The sequence below is a fragment of the Streptomyces sp. CA-142005 genome (genome assembly GCF_050942335.1).
GTDB lineage: Bacteria > Actinomycetota > Actinomycetes > Streptomycetales > Streptomycetaceae > Streptomyces.
Genome location: NZ_CP192079.1, coordinates 129,622 through 145,314, shown reverse-complemented (window position 1 = coordinate 145,314; position 15,693 = coordinate 129,622). Strand labels below are relative to the sequence as shown.

Sequence of the window (15,693 nt, the reverse complement as noted above, 5' to 3'; positions counted from 1 at the left end):
TCTCGATCCGGTGGATGAACTCGCCGATCTCCATGGAGCGGGGCCGTTCATAGATCCACTGCAGACTCCCGGCCGAGGCCGTAGGGCCGGTCTCTTCGGGGGCTTCTGGTTCCGTGTGAGCAGGAAGAGGCTTCCTGGGGTGCCGTCCTGTACTGGGGGAAGGTGTCTCGGCCTGCCCTCGCCGGGTTCCGCGTGAGCAGGACGTGGTGCATGTGGATGGCGACAGTTTTCGCCGAGTTCCTGATGGTTCTGCGTCTCGGGGCTGGGGGGCGGGTTTGTGCGCCCCTTGCCGGGTCGCGTCGTCCTACTCAGGTGCGGGTGAAGTCCGGCTGGGTCAGGTCGGCGATGCGGGTGGCCCGTCCGAGAAGGGCGACTTCGCGGAACTGCCATAGCAGGGCGCCGGTCGGGGCGTGGATGACCATGCCTCGTCGCAGCGGCATCTGCAGAAGTGGCCGGCCCTGCGGATCGGTCCGCCAGCGCGGAATGTCGGGATCCGTGAGGCGGCGCAGCGGGATCGGGTGGAGCGAGTGGACCTCGTCTGGGTTGCGTTGCAGTCGTAGCGGGAGCCGCGGCAGTACCACTACGGGTGTGATGACGAATCCGGAGTCGGTGACGAAGTCGTCCAGCTGTCCGGCGACTTCGGCGGGGCCGGCGCGGATGCCGGTCTCTTCGGCGAGTTCGCGCAGCGCCGCCTGCTGCGGGGTCTCGGCGGGGTCGAGCCGGCCGCCGGGCAGGGCCCACTGGCCGGCGTTGCGGCCGTGGGCGACTCGTTTGATCAGCAGCACGTGGGGTTCGCCGCGGTGTGGGTGGAGGGTGAGGCATACGCCCGCGCGACGGGCGCCCGGCGGCGGGGCCGCGGTACGCCGCGGGAAGGCGGCGAGGTGGGCGCGGACCTGCTCTTCCAGCCGGTCCATCGCGCTTCTGGCCGGCTCGTTGGGATCAGGTGTCGGCATGTTCCACCTCGCTTTTGGGTTCGTTCTTGGGTGCGAGGAGCTCGCGGTCGATGAAGTCCAGCAGGACGCTCCGCATCCGTTCGGGCGTCACTCCGGGCGCTGCGGTCAGTACCTGGATGGCCAGGCCGTCGGTGAGCGCGGTGAGGCCGAGGGCGAGTTGTTCGGCGTCGGTGTCGGCCCGGAACTGTCCCTGGTGCTGGCCCCGGCGCACGATGCGGACCACGGCCTCGCGCCAGCGGGCGTAGAAGTCGTTGTGGATGGGGCGTAGTTCGGGGCGCAGGGCGGTCTCGGCCCAGAACTGCAGCCAGAGAAGCCATTCGTCCCGGACCCGGCCGCCGGCCGGAAGCTGCATGTCGATGAGCCGCAGCAGCCGTGCGTGTGCGCTGTCGACGCTTTTGAGCTCGTCGCTCTGCCGTTCGAAGGCGCTCTCGACGCAGTGCAGCAGGGCGGCGGTGAGGACGTCCTGCTTGGTCGGGAAGTAGTAGTGCACGGCGCCGCTGCTGGTGCCGCAGGCGCGGGCGATGTCGGCGATCCGTACGGCGTGGTAGCCGTGTTGGGAGATCAGCCGCCAGGCGGCCTCGAGGAACTCGGTACGGCGCGCGTCGGTTCGGTCCGGGTCGCCGGGCGTTGTCCCGGGCGGGCCGGCTCCCTGTTCGGCGGGGCCGGGGCCGACCCCGTGCACCAGCCAGTCGACGCTCACGCCTGCGGCCGCTGCGACGGCCGCCAGCTCGCCGGGTGTGAAGCGGCGGTGCCCTTTGAGGGACTTGGACAGTTTGGTCGGTTCGAGGCCGATCCGGGCCGCGAAGTCGCGGTGCGTCTCCGCGACCGCGTCGATGATCCGGCGCACGCGCTCGGCTGTCTCGTCCATGCTGCCGAACCGTAGCGTGTGCGTTGCCAAAATCGCAATACCGCCGGTCGCGGCAGGGTGGCCACCACCTCGGCCTGGATTCGCAAAGGTCCAGCTAGTACAGCCTATTGACACCCTGCAAAGGGCGGGCTCACAGTGATGCCGACTTACCGACCAACGGATCAGTCAGTTGATTGCGATCTGGGTCGTCAACCCGCTGTGGGCCCCGCTGGGGGCACGGAAAGAGAGCGCTGTGGGATCGACACCGCTGCGCCCGGACGTACACGACGGCAAGGTCGTGCTCGTCACGGGCGGAGGTACCGGCATCGGCCGGGCCGTGGCCATCGACTTCGCTTCCTTGGGGGCCCGCGTCGTGGTGTGCGGCCGCAGGAGCGAACCCCTTCAGAAGGTGGCTGCCGAGATCGAGGCCGCCGGCGGCACCTGTCTGGCCGTGCCCGCCGACATCCGTGCCGAGGGCGGGGTCGAGCGTGTCGTCGAGGCGGCCCTTGAGGCCTTCGGCCGCATCGACGTGCTCGTCAACAACGCGGGCGGCCAGTTCACCGCCCCCGCCGAGGAGATCACCCCCAAGGGCTGGCGTGCGGTGCACGACCTGGCCGTGGACGCCGGCTGGGCGATGACGCGCGAGGTCGCCGTCCGCTCCATGATCCCCAACCGCTGTGGGGTCGTCTTCTTCATGGCGTTCTCCCCGCGCCGCGGCATTCCCGGCATGGTGCACGCCACCGCCGCCCGCGCCGCGCTGGAGAACCTCGCCGCCGGACTGTCGCTGGAGTGGAGCCGCTACGGCATCCGCACCCTCTGCGTCGCTGCCGGAACCATCGCCACCGAAGGGCTTCAGGCCGCGTACGAGGAGGCGGATCGCCGTCGTTGGGAGCAGGCCGTGCCGCTCGGCCGGCTCGGCCGCCCCGAAGAAGTGTCCGGCCTTGTGTGCTTCCTCGCCTCGTCCGGCGGCTCTTACATCACCGGAACCACGATCACCGTCGACGGCGGTGTCGACGCCTGGGGCACCGGACATCCGGTCCCGGCACGGGAATCCGAGGACGCCCCCCAGCGCGCGGAGGTGACCCGGTGACGATCCTGACCGATGCGACGGCCCCCGCCGTACGCGACCTGTCCGCGCTCTTCGACCCCTCCTCCGTAGCTGTCATCGGTGCCAGCAACGATGAGACCAAATACGGCAACTGGCTCAGTGTCCAGGCGCTGCGCGGCGAACACCGCCGCCTGGTCCACCTGGTCAACCGCCGCGGCGAACCCGTCCTCGGCCGCGCCGTCCACCGGCAGGCCGTCGACGTCCCCGGCGGCGTCGACCTGGCCGTCATCGCCGTGCCCGCCGCCGGCTTCGCCGACGCCGTCGAGGACGCCCTCGCCGCCGGAGCCCGCGCCATCGTCGGTATCACCGCCGGCTTCGCCGAACTCGGTGAGGAGGGCCGAACGCGCGAGGCCGCCCTCGCGGACCGTATCCGCCGGGCCGGTGCCGTGCTGCTGGGCCCCAACTGCCTCGGTGTCCTCGACACCACCACCGAACTGCGGCTGGCCTCCAACGATATGCCTGCCGGAGGCATCGGCTTCGTCTCCCAGAGCGGCAACATGGCCCTGGAGCTCAGCCGCTTCCTCGAACGCGACCACCTCGGGTTCTCCCGCTTCGCCTCCCTCGGCAACCAGGCCGACCTCACGGCCGCCGACCTCGTGCGCAGCTACACCGAGCACGACGGCACCGAGCTGATCGCCCTGTACTGCGAAGACTTCGGCGACGGCCGCGCCTTCGCCCGGGCCGCCGCCGACGCCGTACGGGCGGGGAAGCCGGTCGCGCTGCTCACCGTCGGCGCCGGCCAGGCCTCCATGCGCGGGGCCCGCTCCCACACCGGCGCGCTCACCAGCGACTTTGCCGTGATCGACGCCGCCTGCCGGGCCGCCGGAGTCGACCGCGTCGCCACCGTCGCCGAACTCGCCCACCTGCTGGGCGCGCTGCACCGTAATCGGCGCGGCGGCGGACGCCGCCTCGCCGTCATCGCCGACGGCGGCGGCCACGCCTCGCTCGCCAGCGACGTCGCCGAGGCCCGGGGCCTGCACGTCCCGGAGTTCGACGACGACCTCGTCGCCGGGCTGAAGGCCGAACTTCCCCCGTCCGCGGGCACCGCCAACCCGGTCGACCTCGCCGGGGCGGGGGAGCAGGACATCACCTCCTTCGGCCGCGTCCTCGACCTCGCCCTCGGCGCCGACTCGGTCGACTGCGTGCTGGTCACCGGCTACTTCGGCGGCTACGGCGGCTACGGCGAGGCCCTCGCCGAGGCCGAGGTCGCCACCGCCCGCGTGATGGCCGCGCACATCCGCGACCACGGCAAGCCCGTCGCCGTCCACACCATGTACGCCGACGCGCCCGCCGCCGTCGAACTGCGCAGGCAGGGCGTCTGCGTCTTTGGGTCGGTGGAGCACGCCGCCCAAGTCCTCGGCCGGATCGCGGACCGGGCCGAGCGGACGGCCCCGCACGTACCGGCCGTGCCCGCCCCGGCGGCACCCGTCGTGGCCGATGACTACTGGAGTGCACGCGAACTGCTGCGTCAGGGCGGGCTTAAGTTTCCCGCCGCCCACCTGGTCCGTACGCAGGACGAGGCCGCCGCGGCCGCCGCCCGGATCGACGGGCCCGTCGTCTTGAAGGCCATGGGCTTGCTGCACAAGTCCGACGCCGGAGGCGTCGCCCTCGGTCTTGCCGACGAGGCGTCCGTCCGCGCCGCGCACGCCGACATGGCCCGCCGCCTCGACCCGCCCGGCTACTGCGTCGAGGCCATGGCCGACACCCGCGACGGCGTCGAACTCATCGTCGGCGTACGGCGCGATCCGCGTTTTGGTCCCGTGGCGCTCGTCGGCCTCGGCGGCATCTTCACCGAGGTGCTGCGCGACGTGAGCCTCGGCCTGGCACCCGTCACCGCCACCGACGCCCGCGCCCTGCTGGAACGCCTCACCGCTGCCCCGCTGCTGCACGGCGTACGCGGCCGCCCCGCGGTCCACCTCGCCGCCGCGGCCCGCGCCATCGAGGCCATCACCAGCGTCGCGGCCGCCCACCCGGAGATCGCCGAGCTGGAGGTCAACCCTCTGCTCGTCACCCCGCGCGGCTGCAGGGGCCTGGACGCCCGCATCGTCCTCGACGCCTGACACACCACGCACTCACGCACTCACACTCACGCACTCACGCACTCACACTCACGCACTCACACTCACGCACTCACGCACTCACGTACCCAGCAGGGAGAGACACAGATGGAATTCGCCTACACCCCGCACCTGGCCGAGCTCAAGGAACGGGCCGCCGCCCTCGCCGACAAGATCATGATCCACGAGGACGCGTGCGAGATGGACAACGGACTGTCCCCGGAAGTCCACCAGTCCATCCGCGAAGCGGTGCTGGCCAGCGGCCTGCAGGCGATCAACATGCCCACCGAATGGGGCGGCGCCGGACTGAGCGTGCTGGAGCAGGTCGTCGTCCAAGAGGAGCTCGGCAAGCTCACAGGCGCCCTGTGGGACACGGTGTGGCGGCCCGCCAACGCGCTGGCCGCCTGCACCCCCGAGCAGCGCGAGCGCTACCTCATCCCCGACATCCTCGGACAGCGCCGTGACGCCGTCGCCATCACCGAGGCCGACGCGGGCTCCGACCCGCAGGGCATCACCACCACCGCCACCCGTAACGCCGACGGCACCGGCTACCGGCTCGACGGCGAGAAGTGGTTCGTCACCGTCGGCGACGCCGCCGACTTCTTCCTCGTCCTCGCCCTCGTCGGCGACGAGAAGGCCCCGACCCTCTTTCTCGTCGACAAGGACCTGCCCGGTGTGCGCATCAAGCGCGTCCCGCGCTACATGCACACCTTCGTCTACGAGCACCCCGAGTACGTCTTCGAGGGCGTCGAGGTCGCAAGCGACGCTGTCCTGGGCGAGATCGGCGGCGGCTACGACCTCACCCGCAGCTGGTTCACCGAGGAGCGCCTGATGATCGGCGCCCGCACCGTCGGTGCCGCCGAGCGCGCCCTCGCCCTCGCCACCGAGTGGGCCCGCGAGCGCGTCCAGGGCGGACAGCCGCTGATCGAGCGCCAGCTCATCCAGGCCATGCTCGCCGACTCGGCCGTCGACATCGCCGTCAACCGCGCCTTCGTCCACCAGGTCGCCTGGGAGTTCGACCAGGGCGGCGACCGCAAGATGCTGCACGCCAAGGCGGCCATGGCCAAGCTGTCCGCCTCCGAGGCGGCGGGCCGCGTCATCGACCGCGCCGTGCAGATCTTCGGCGGCCGCGGCTACATGCGCGACTACCCCGTCGAGCGGCTCTACCGCGAACTGCGCGTCGACCGCATCTGGGAGGGCACCTCCGAGATCCAGCGCCTCGTCATCGCCAACGAGATCGGCAAGCGCGGCCTCGGCTTCCTGAACTTCCCCACAAACAAGGCCCCTCAGGCATGACGGGATCCGGCACCGTCGACATCCGGCGCAGCGGGGGCACCGCCGTGCTGACGCTGCGCCGCGAGGCCAAGCTCAACGCCCTGTCCACCCACCTCGAACGCGCACTGCTGCGCGCCCTGGACGACAAGGCGGTCACCACCGCGCGAGCCGTCGTCCTCACCGGCGGGAAGAAGGTCTTCTCCGCCGGAGCCGACACCGGCGAACTGCGCGAGATGACCCCGGAGGCGATCGCCGCCTACTACCGCGACTCCGGCGCCGTCTACGAGAAGGTCGCCGGGCTGGCGCAGCCCACCGTCGCCGCGATCGCCGGATACTGCCTCGGCGGCGGACTGGAACTCGCCCTCGCCGCCGACTTCCGCATCGCGGATGCGACCGCGACGTTCGGCCTGCCGGAGGTCGGGATCGGCATCCTCCCCAGCTCCGGCGGCACGTACCGCACGACCCGGATCGTCGGCCCGGCCCGCGCCCGCGAACTCGTCCTGCGCGGCCGCCGGCTTAACGCCGGCGAAGCCCTCGGCTGGGGCCTGCTCACCGAGGTCACCGACGAGGGCGCGCACCTGGAGACCGCCCTGCGGCTCGCCGAGGAACTGGCCGCGCTGCCCCCGCTCGCGGTTGCCGTCACCAAGCGGGTCATCGACGTGGCGGCGGACTCCCCGCGCGAGGCCTCCCTGCTCTTGGAGCAGCTGGCGTACGCCTCCCTCAACCAGGCAACCCACCCACCGAACGAGGACCCGAGATGACCGTCACCTCGAACTCGACATCCGCCACGCCGTCCACGTCCCCCGGCAGCCGCCCGGTCATCGAAACCCGCTCGATCGACTACGTGCCCCTGGCCGAGCGCCACGGCAAGGTGTGGCACCTGTTCCCGGTGTGGTTCGCCGGCGACGCGCACCTGGCCACCGTCGCCACCGGCGCCATCGGCGTGGCGCTCGGCGGCAACCTGATCTGGACGGCCATCGCCGTCGTCCTCGGCTCCGCCTTCGGCACCTTCTTCATGGCCTTCCACTCCACCCAGGGCCCGCAGCTCGGTCTGCCGCAAATGGTGCAGTCCCGCCCGCAGTTCGGGTACGTCGGCGCCCTCCTGGTGTGGATCACCGCGCTGGTGACGTACATCGGCTACACCGCGTTCAACCAGATCCTGGTGGGCCGCACCATGGAGCATCTGGCCCAGGTGCCCAACCCGGTCAGCTACATCGGCTACGCGGTGGTGGGCATCGTGCTGGCGGTAGTCGGCTACGACTTCATCCACCGGGCGTCGCGCTGGCTGACGTACCTCATGTTCGTGGCACTGCTCGTGTTCTCCGTGGGCATCCTTGCGGTGAACCCCTTCAGCCCCGAACAGCTCGACCTGGGCACCTTCGCCCTCGCGCCCTTCCTGGTCCAGTTCTTCACGGCCGCGGTCTACCAGCTGTCCTGGTCGATCTACGTGTCGGATTACTCGCGTTATCTGCCGCCGACGGTGGGCGTGCGCTCCTCGTTCTGGTGGACCTACCTCGGCGCGACCATCGGCGGCGCCTGGATGATGCTCGTGGGCACCGTCGCCGCCGGGCTGTTCCCCAAGGCGGCCCTCGTCGAATCGGTCATCTCCGCTGGTGACGAGATCTTCCACGGGTTCGGCATGACCCTGCTGCTGGTGTCCGTGGTGCCGCTGATCACCATCGGCACACTCAACTTCTACGGCGGCAGCCTGACCCTGCTGTCCAGCATGGACTCCATCCGCAAGATCCGGCCCACCGTGGTCAAACGGGTGGTCACGCTGGTCGTCATGGGCCTGCTGTCCACGGCGATCGCGTTCAGCTCCGACGAGACGTTCCTGAAGCAGTTCGAGCACTTCCTCGTCGTGCTCGGCTACCTCTTCACCCCGTGGACGGCGATCAACCTGGTCGACTTCTACGTCGTGCGCCGCGGCCACTACTCGATCCGCGAGATCTTCAACCCGCGGGGCATCTACGGACGGTGGAGCTGGCGCGGCCTCGTCTCCTACGTCGTCGGCTTCGCCTCGATGATGCCGTTCGCGGTCGTGGGCGACAGCATGGGCCCGCTGGCGAAGTGGCTCGGCGGCCTGGACGTCACCATGATCGTCGGCCTGGTGGTCTCGGCGGGGCTGTACCTGCTGGTCTGCCGGTCGCTGGACCTGACGGCCGAGCGGGCCCAGGTCGCCACCGCCGACGAGGGCCTGGACCCCGACGCGCCGGCCGGCACGTCCCCCTCGGCGCACTCCGGGTGAGCGCCGGGTGAGTACGGCCGTCCCCGTGCCGTTCGGTACGCCCGTCCCGCAGGCGGAGCCCCACCGGGTGCGCCTGGGGGACGGCGTACGGCTGCACACCGAGGTCCACCTGCCCCCGTCGCGCACGCGCCGCCCACGGCTCCCGGCGGTGCTGATCCGCACCCCCTACGACAAGACGCACCCGGACACCCTGCTGCCGGACATCGCGGCCCGGCTGACCGAGGCCCAACTCGCCGTGGTGACGCAGGACGTCCGCGGCAAGATCCGCTCCGAGGGACGGCCGGTCCCCTTCACCGCGGAAGTCGCCGACGCCTGGGACACCCTGGACTGGGTCACCGCCCAGCGCTGGTCCAACGGCACGGTGGGCTGCTGGGGCAACTCCTCCTACGGCTTCACCGCCTGGGCCGCGGCCGCGTCCGGCCACCCGGTCCTACGCGCACGCGTGTCCCGTCTGACCACCACGGACATCGGCCGAGAACTCGTCCACCGGGGCGGGGTGTTCAGGCTCGGGCCGATGGGGGAGTGGCTGACGTCCACCTGGGCCGGCCGCGCCGATGTCCTGCCCGCCCCCGACTGGTCCCGGCGGCCGCTCGCCGAATTGCTCGACGCCCTGCCCGACACCGGCTCCCCGCTGCCGCCGGCCGGGTGGGCCACCGCACGGCCCGGTGACGCGCGCTGGCGGCAGCCGGCGTTCGGCGGCCGCGTCCCGGGGCACGGACGGATACCTACCCTGCACTGCACGGGCTGGTACGACCTGTTCCAGCGCGGCCGGCTGCGCGACTGGCAGCGGGCCCGAAGCTGGGCGAGCGCACCGCAGTACCTGCTCGCCGGCGCCACCGACCACCAGGACGACGTGTTCACCCCGAGCGGGCGCAGCCCCGACCACCTCACCGATCCGGTCGCGCGCAAGGCCATGCTGGAGGCACCGGCTCCCCATCCAGCTCGGCGACACGGGACATCGTCTGCAACCGGGCCACCGGCTCCGCGTCCAGCCGGCCTCCAGCTGCTTCCCCCTCTACCTCCCGCACAGCGGGGGGCACCGCGCACCCCTGGCGGGCGCGCCGCCCCACGGCAGCACCCAGCGCCTACTGACCGGCGGGCACGACGGCGCCCACCTGGAGCTCACCGTGCTCCCCAGGCCTCCGTACTCCTGAAGGGACGAACGACCCTATGGACACCATCCGCCGTATCGGCGTCGTGGGCGCCGGACTGATGGGCTCCGGCATCGCCGAGATCTGCGCCAGGGCCGGGCTGGACGTTCTCGTCGCCGAGACCGGCCCGGACACACTGGCCGCCGGGCGACGGCGCGTCGAGCGGTCCCTCGCACGCGGCGTCAGCAGCAAAAAGCTCTCAGACGCAGACCGCGAACGGGCACTCGCCCACGTGCGCTTCACCACCGACCTCGGCGAGTTCACCGACCGGGACCTGGTCGTCGAGGCCGCAGCCGAAACCGAACGGATCAAGATCGACGTATTCGCCACCCTCGACAAAGTCGTGCAGCGCGAGGACGCCGTCCTCGCCTCCAACACCTCCTCGATACCGATCACGAAGCTCGCCATGGCCACGGCCCGTCCCGAGCAGGTCCTCGGCATCCACTTCTTCAACCCGGTGCCGGTGCTCCCCCTGGTGGAACTCGTGCCGTCCCTGCTGACCGCAGAGGACACGCAGCGGCGTGCGGAGCACTTCGTCACCGTCGTCCTGGGCAAACAGGTCATCCGTTCCACGGACCGCGCCGGCTTCGTGGTGAACGCGCTGCTCATCCCGTATCTGCTCTCCGCGGTCCGGATGCTGGAGTCCGGCTTCGCCTGCGCCGCGGACATCGACCAGGCCATGGTGCTCGGCTGCGCGCACCCGATGGGCCCGCTGGCGCTCGCCGACCTGATCGGGCTGGACACGACGCACGCGATCGCCGAGTCGATGTACGCCGAGTTCAAGGAACCGCTGTACGCGCCGCCTCCGCTGCTGCTGCGCATGGTCGAGGCCGGTCTGCTCGGCACGAAGACCGGCCGAGGCTTCCACGACTACGCGACCGCGTAGGCCTCAGCGACCGCCGGGCCAGTCGGGCTCCTTGCGGGGCTCCTCCTTTAGGGTCGCGCGGACCTGTCTCGGCGGCGACGACCCACTTGTGCGGGTGCTTGTTGATGACGGCGGAATGGGACGAGGACTCGTCGGTCAGGTGCGGGTCTTCCCCATGAAGATTTCGGGCCCGCTCCAAGGCCGTGGTTGTTCAAGGAGACGCGGCAGTGCTCGGAACCGTTACGTCAACTGGAGGCAGCGCATCATTGCCCGAGGACGGCTTCGCGTGCTGCACGTGACCAGATGGCTTGCTGCCTGTTGCTGAAGCCCATCCGGTTCCAGTGGAAGATGATGTGCCGGGCCAGGATGGACCTGAGCCCGAGGCCGAGACGGTTGAGTTCGGCGGCGTCCTTGAGGTGTGTGCCTGCGTGCTTCATGCCGGTTACCCAGTCCTGCAGGGGCGTGAGAGGGCCGTTTGTGAGCAGGCGGCCGGGATCGAGGGTCAGGAGTTTCCGCATTGGGTCGACCATCCCGCTTACCTTGTCGGTGGGTATGTCTTCGGGCAGTGGTCGCCTGGCCTCTACTTGGCCCCAGACGTCACCCTGCTCCCCCCATTCAAGTCCGGCGGCTCGTAGGAGGACGGCAACGACGAGCAGAGACGTGACTTTGGCGTCGAACAGCCCGGCCGTGTGCTTCTCGACGAGCTGGTCGTAGGTGAGCACCCCCGTGCTGTCGGCGTGAAACAGGCTGTGCGCGATCGTCATGCCGACCAGCCCGCCGAACGCTATGGACTCCGGTTCGTACAGAGAGGTCCGCCACTGCTTCACCACGCCCCAGGAGACTGCCGAGTCGAGTGCCTGCCTCGTGCGTGCGATGGTGCGATCCATCTGCGCGCCCTGGGGTGGCTGGACGCGCAGTCTCCAGAACGGGTACTTCCGTACGAACCACCAGGCGCCTGTCTCGTCGTTGCTGAGGGTCGGCAGGAGGTATGTGCGGAAGGTCCGCGCGGCGGAGGGGTAGTCGGCGAACGAGACGTACGCCTGATACCAGCCTGAGGGCGGTGGTTCCAGGGCGGACCGGCCGGCGGCGCGGTAGCGTTCGACCGCTTCGGCCAGCCGGGCGGGTGACGTCGGCGCCTGCCGGGCTGCCTCTTCGATCGGGATGCCTCCCAGGACAGCCAGGACGGCGTTCTCGGTCGGGTTGTCGTAACGCTGCATCTGCTCGTCTCCTAGATCAGCAGCAGGCAGGCGTCCCAGTCCGTAGCGGGCAGGGTGTCAGGCTCGGCGCCCATGAAGGCGAGAGTGGCCCCGGCCGCGCCTTCGAGGAAGTCGGGCTGTTCCGGTGCCGGGGCGGCGAGGAAGCGTTCGGACGCGCTCATCAGCCAGTTGTTGAACGGCACGGAGGTCTCCGCGTCCTGCGCAACGCGCTGGACGGTGCGGATCAGTCCGCCGACGCCGTGGCACAGGCCGCGGCTGGTGAGCAGGTCGAGTTGTCGGGAGTCGGCCAGGCAGTACAGCAGGGCGCGTTCGGCCGTCCGTTTGCGGTCGTCCTCGCCGAGAGTAAGGGCGGCGAGCTGCTGCGCGCGGACGATGCCCGGGGTGCCGTAGCACCAGGACGGCGCGGCGCTGTGCGTGGGGGCCGGGCCGGTCTTGCTGACCCAGCGGGGCCAGCGGGTGCCGTGGTGGTCGCTCTGCCGGATGTTGTCCAGCCAGCGCAGAATCCGGTACATGCCGAGTTCATGGCAGTCCACGCTGATGCCCTGGCGCTTGGCGAGCGCGAGCAGTGCGAGGGGGCCGCTGATGCCGTGGGCGAGGCCGGCGTTGGCGTGTCCGCTCGGGGTGACTGCCTGGTTGTTCGCCGGAGCGTGGCCGACCCACCAACCGGGCAAAGGTTCGCCTTCGGGCCCGGTCACCGGCTCGGTGAGCCGGACCAGGTACTCCAGCACGCGCCGCAGCTCCTGGCCGTCGGGCTGTCGGCGTAGAAGGAGGGCACCGATGCCGGTCAGGCCGCGGAACAGGTCGTATTCGGCGAAGGCGGTGTAGCGGCCCTCGTCGATGCGTGCGTGTGCGGCAGCCAGACGGCGCCGGGTGTGGGCCGCTACGACGTCGTCGAGGGTGTGGAGTGCTCCGGTGTATCGGTCGCTGCCCGTGGCGGCCATGTGAAGGACGTAGGCCATCGCGGGGGCGCCGAGGAACAGGTTGGCGTCGTCGCCGTCGATGAGCGGGCCTGCTCCGGCGAGTTTGCGGTGCGCGACGTGGAAGGAGATGAGTCCGGCATGGGCGCGCTCGATGTCGAGGAGTGCAGTGCCGAGCGGGCCGTGGGCCAGGGACTGCCGGGTGGCGGGGTCGGTGTCGGGCGGGGCGGTGGTCACCGCGTTGCTCCTTCTGCGCGGGAGGTCCAGGACAGTGCGGCGGTGCGGGCCAGACGGCGGCAGGTGGCTTCGGCGTCGGGGTCGATGCCTACCGCGCGGTTGTGGTGCATGTGAAGCAGGGACGGCAGCACATGGGCGGGGTCGGTGCCGGCCTCTTCGAGGGCCTGCCGGTACTCGCCGAGGTGCCTGCGGCGCAGCGCCCAGGTCCCGGCCACGTGGGCGCCCCGTGGTAGTTCGCGGAGCGCGGCAGCCGTCTGGTCGGCGTCCGCCGTGGCAAGGCGGACGGCCAGGTCTTGGACGTCGCGGGAGCAGGCGGCGCCCTCGCCTTTGAGGAAGTTCGTCGTCAGCCACGCCCGGCCGGCCGGGCAAGAGCCGAGGAAGGCGGTGGCGATGTCCACCATGCTCGCCGCGGTGACCGCCGGCTTGTGGCTGTCGGGGATGGGCAGGACGAGCTGGGCGATGGCGGCGGCGGAGTCGGCTGCGAAGCACCGTTCGGCAGCCTCCAGGACCCTTTGTTCCTACCGCCTGGCGGCCCACCCCGCATGTCGTGGCCGCCCGCCGATCTCTGATGCGGTGAGTCACACGGACACTCAACATCGCTCAGCGGGTTGATCCAAACCGAAACGACCTAGCTCGTGAACCAAGGCCGGCGGCCGCTGTCTTTGCTGGTCATCGCAAGCCAACGCGGTGAGTCAGTTCGCCGCTGTCCTGGAAGACATCTGAGTGCCCTGCACGGGATCCGGCCATCCCCGTGTTCGCTCACTGCGGGTGAGGGCGGCAAAGCGTATTCCTCCCGCTTGGCGCACCTACAGCGGCATGAAGGACTTCCGCCGTCTACGGGACCACTTTGACCCGTACGGCGAGTTTGCTAACGACTTCACGGACCGCTACCTGGGGGGCCGTGATTGGGCCATGAGCACCGACTGAGGTGGGCGGGTGGGCCGCCGCGCGTGGGCCGAGCCCCCGGCGTAGCGTGAGTGGGGCAGCGGTGCACAAGACGAACACGTCGCTGAGGGAAAAGTCCGGCTGCGACAGCGGAACGCGCACATCCGCCTCTCGGCGCCACGGATAGGTACCCCGGGCCTCGCCGGTGCGGTACGTCGTCGCGCGGCAGGAGTGGTTCCACCCCCGCCCCGGGCTTGCGCATCGACCGGGGAACTGGCTCGCTGAGGACCTTTGCGAGCCACCGGAGAAGTGAGAGGCGACCATGCCGGCGTTCCGGCTACTACCGATGACCCATTGGTGCCCCGCCCGCCACATGGTGTGCACGGCTTTCACACCAGCGAGATTCAGGGGGCGGCCCCAGCCAGGGCGGCGGCCGTGAAAGGCCAGGCGAGCGCAGCACGGTCCGACGGCGTCCCCGCCCTGCGTGCCCGGCTCGCGCTGATGGCGGCGTTCAGTGGCGCCTTCTTCGGCTTCTCCATCTCGGCGATGAACCAGATCCTGGACCAGGTGCACCGCGAGTTCGGTCTGACCAACCTGCACGAGGGCATCGTCGTCAGCGTCATGCACGTGGGCGCGCTGGTCGGCTGCGCGTGCGCGAGCGCGTTTACCGACCGGCTCGGTCGCAGACGCATGCTGATCGGCGCCGGGCTGCTCGGCGCGGCGGCGGCACCCATCTGCGCGACGGCGCCGGATGCGTCCGTGCTGGTGACCGGCCGACTGCTGCTGGGGCTTGCGGTCGGAATCACCTCCGCCATCGCCCCCTTGCTGCTCGCCGAACTGGCCGGGGCCCGTTCCCGCGGGGCGCTGATCACCGCCTATCAACTGTGCCTCACCGTGGGCATCCTTGCCGCGCTGGCCCTGGGCGCCACCGACCTAGCCAACCGCGACTGGCGGCTGATGTTCGCCGCCAACGGTGCGCCGGCGATCCTGCAAGCGGTCGCTGTCGCGTTCGTACCACCTGCTGCCGGAGACCTGCTGGCCCGGGGCAGGCCCGGGCAAGCCCTGCGAGTGCTGCAGCTGACTCGTGGACCCGATGAGGCCGCAGAGGAACTGGCAGAACTACGCGCGACGCGCCGTCGACACTCGGCAGGCATTGTTAAGACAGCCCTCTCACCGGATCACCGACTGCCCGTCGCAATCGCTGTGGGCGCCGCTCTCATGAACGCCCTGGTGGGCGTTGGCGCCGTCATCTACTACTCGTCGCTCGTCTTCGCGTCCGCCGGTGTCGGTGGCCATAACGGGCCCGAGGTCGCCAGCCTGACAATTGGCATTATGAACGTCGTAGCCTCGGTCTTCGCGCTCGTCCTGATCAAGCGGTACGCCAGACGCACCCTGCTTGGTGCCGGGCTGGTAGGGATGGCGGCGGCGCTGTGTGTCACGGCATCCGGGCTGATGGCGGGAGGGCTGCTCAGTGGTGGGCTGACGGTGGCGGCTGTACTCGCCTACATCGCGTGCTTCGCCTTCTCGGCCGGCCCGCTGGCCTGGGTGCTGATGGCGGAGGTGCTGCCGACGGAGATCAGGGCTCCAGTAGCCGGTGTGGCCCTCGCCCTGAACTGGGCGGCCAACATGCTGGTGGCGCTGGTTTTTCCGGTGGTCACAGGTACCCCCGCCTCGCCGGTGCGGGTCGGTGCTGTGTTTCTCTGCTTCGCCGCGCTCAGCCTGGTCTTCCTGATGCTGTTGCGCCGCTTCGTGCCCGAGACCAAGGACCGTCCGCTGGCCGAGGTACAGGCACTGCTGCGGCAGTCGTGAGAGTGGGGCGCGGCTGCCCTGAGGACGGGACAGACAGCCGCACGGAAAGGAATGAGAGACCCCGAGCGCCGCAAGGCGACGGAGGACTCCGGAGGCGTGCGCAGGTCCGGTCGTGGAGGGCGCC

13 protein-coding genes are annotated in these 15,693 nt (G+C 70.5%); 8 read left to right on the top strand and 5 right to left on the bottom strand.

Annotation, left to right across the window (positions count from 1 at the left end):
- Positions 1-308: 308 nt before the first annotated feature.
- Together ACQPXS_RS47170 and ACQPXS_RS47165 are read right to left on the bottom strand one after the other, a co-directional pair.
- Positions 309-953 (bottom strand): NUDIX hydrolase, encoded by a 645-nt coding sequence (locus ACQPXS_RS47170; protein WP_433456543.1) that lies wholly within the window; start codon positions 951-953, stop codon positions 309-311.
- A complete protein-coding gene (locus tag ACQPXS_RS47165) occupies positions 940-1,821 on the bottom strand; it encodes a TetR family transcriptional regulator C-terminal domain-containing protein (protein WP_433456541.1) in 882 nt (293 codons plus the stop codon). The genes ACQPXS_RS47170 and ACQPXS_RS47165 overlap by 14 nt, the downstream gene beginning before the upstream one ends.
- Before the next feature lie 232 nt (positions 1,822-2,053).
- Between ACQPXS_RS47165 and ACQPXS_RS47160 the strand changes: the two genes are divergently transcribed.
- The 7 genes from ACQPXS_RS47160 to ACQPXS_RS47130 all read left to right on the top strand — a co-directional run bounded on the left by ACQPXS_RS47160 (position 2,054) and on the right by ACQPXS_RS47130 (position 10,525).
- A complete protein-coding gene (locus tag ACQPXS_RS47160; RefSeq protein ID WP_433456539.1) occupies positions 2,054-2,890 on the top strand; it encodes an SDR family oxidoreductase in 837 nt (278 codons plus the stop codon).
- On the top strand, positions 2,887-4,968 hold the full coding sequence (locus ACQPXS_RS47155; RefSeq protein WP_433456537.1) for an acetate--CoA ligase family protein: 2,082 nt from the start codon (positions 2,887-2,889) through the stop codon (positions 4,966-4,968). The genes ACQPXS_RS47160 and ACQPXS_RS47155 overlap by 4 nt, the downstream gene beginning before the upstream one ends.
- A gap of 105 nt (positions 4,969-5,073) precedes the next feature.
- A complete protein-coding gene (locus ACQPXS_RS47150; RefSeq protein ID WP_433456535.1) occupies positions 5,074-6,261 on the top strand; it encodes an acyl-CoA dehydrogenase family protein in 1,188 nt (395 codons plus the stop codon).
- Positions 6,258-7,001: an enoyl-CoA hydratase/isomerase family protein gene (locus tag ACQPXS_RS47145; protein ID WP_433456533.1), complete on the top strand. Its 744-nt coding sequence runs from the start codon at positions 6,258-6,260 to the stop codon at positions 6,999-7,001. Before ACQPXS_RS47150 ends, ACQPXS_RS47145 begins: the two co-directional genes overlap by 4 nt.
- The gene (locus ACQPXS_RS47140; RefSeq protein ID WP_433456531.1) at positions 6,998-8,488 is read left to right on the top strand and encodes a purine-cytosine permease family protein; all 1,491 of its coding nucleotides are present in this window, start codon (positions 6,998-7,000) and stop codon (positions 8,486-8,488) included. The genes ACQPXS_RS47145 and ACQPXS_RS47140 overlap by 4 nt, the downstream gene beginning before the upstream one ends.
- Positions 8,489-8,495: 7 nt before the next feature.
- The gene (locus tag ACQPXS_RS47135; RefSeq protein ID WP_433456529.1) at positions 8,496-9,701 is read left to right on the top strand and encodes a CocE/NonD family hydrolase; all 1,206 of its coding nucleotides are present in this window, start codon (positions 8,496-8,498) and stop codon (positions 9,699-9,701) included.
- Complete coding sequence (locus tag ACQPXS_RS47130; RefSeq protein WP_433456527.1) at positions 9,659-10,525, top strand: 3-hydroxybutyryl-CoA dehydrogenase; 867 nt, start codon at positions 9,659-9,661, stop codon at positions 10,523-10,525. Before ACQPXS_RS47135 ends, ACQPXS_RS47130 begins: the two co-directional genes overlap by 43 nt.
- A 242-nt stretch (positions 10,526-10,767) precedes the next feature.
- Here the strand turns inward: ACQPXS_RS47130 and ACQPXS_RS47125 are convergent, their stop codons facing one another.
- Genes ACQPXS_RS47125 through ACQPXS_RS47115 form a run of 3 tightly spaced genes read right to left on the bottom strand, consistent with a single transcriptional unit; the run spans position 10,768 to position 13,381 of the window.
- The gene (locus ACQPXS_RS47125) at positions 10,768-11,721 is read right to left on the bottom strand and encodes a thiopeptide-type bacteriocin biosynthesis protein (RefSeq protein WP_433456525.1); all 954 of its coding nucleotides are present in this window, start codon (positions 11,719-11,721) and stop codon (positions 10,768-10,770) included.
- 11 nt (positions 11,722-11,732) lie between these two features.
- On the bottom strand, positions 11,733-12,875 hold the full coding sequence (locus ACQPXS_RS47120) for a lanthionine synthetase C family protein (RefSeq protein WP_433456523.1): 1,143 nt from the start codon (positions 12,873-12,875) through the stop codon (positions 11,733-11,735).
- Positions 12,872-13,381 (bottom strand): thiopeptide-type bacteriocin biosynthesis protein, encoded by a 510-nt coding sequence (locus ACQPXS_RS47115; protein ID WP_433456647.1) that lies wholly within the window; start codon positions 13,379-13,381, stop codon positions 12,872-12,874. The genes ACQPXS_RS47120 and ACQPXS_RS47115 overlap by 4 nt, the downstream gene beginning before the upstream one ends.
- A gap of 814 nt (positions 13,382-14,195) precedes the next feature.
- On the opposite strand from ACQPXS_RS47115, the gene ACQPXS_RS47110 reads away from it, so the two are divergent.
- Positions 14,196-15,569: a sugar porter family MFS transporter gene (locus ACQPXS_RS47110; RefSeq protein ID WP_433456521.1), complete on the top strand. Its 1,374-nt coding sequence runs from the start codon at positions 14,196-14,198 to the stop codon at positions 15,567-15,569.
- Positions 15,570-15,693: the final 124 nt, after the last annotated feature.

Excerpts from the sequence above, each read along its gene's own strand:
- ACQPXS_RS47150 (WP_433456535.1), top strand. The coding sequence starts at position 5,074 with ATGGAATTCGCCTACACCCCGCACCTGGCCGAGCTCAAGGAACGGGCC.
- ACQPXS_RS47145 (WP_433456533.1), top strand. The coding sequence starts at position 6,258 with ATGACGGGATCCGGCACCGTCGACATCCGGCGCAGCGGGGGCACCGCC.
- ACQPXS_RS47170 (WP_433456543.1), bottom strand. The coding sequence starts at position 953 with ATGCCGACACCTGATCCCAACGAGCCGGCCAGAAGCGCGATGGACCGG.
- ACQPXS_RS47130 (WP_433456527.1), top strand. The coding sequence starts at position 9,659 with ATGGACACCATCCGCCGTATCGGCGTCGTGGGCGCCGGACTGATGGGC.
- ACQPXS_RS47140 (WP_433456531.1), top strand. The coding sequence starts at position 6,998 with ATGACCGTCACCTCGAACTCGACATCCGCCACGCCGTCCACGTCCCCC.
- ACQPXS_RS47125 (WP_433456525.1), bottom strand. The coding sequence starts at position 11,721 with ATGCAGCGTTACGACAACCCGACCGAGAACGCCGTCCTGGCTGTCCTG.
- ACQPXS_RS47165 (WP_433456541.1), bottom strand. The coding sequence starts at position 1,821 with ATGGACGAGACAGCCGAGCGCGTGCGCCGGATCATCGACGCGGTCGCG.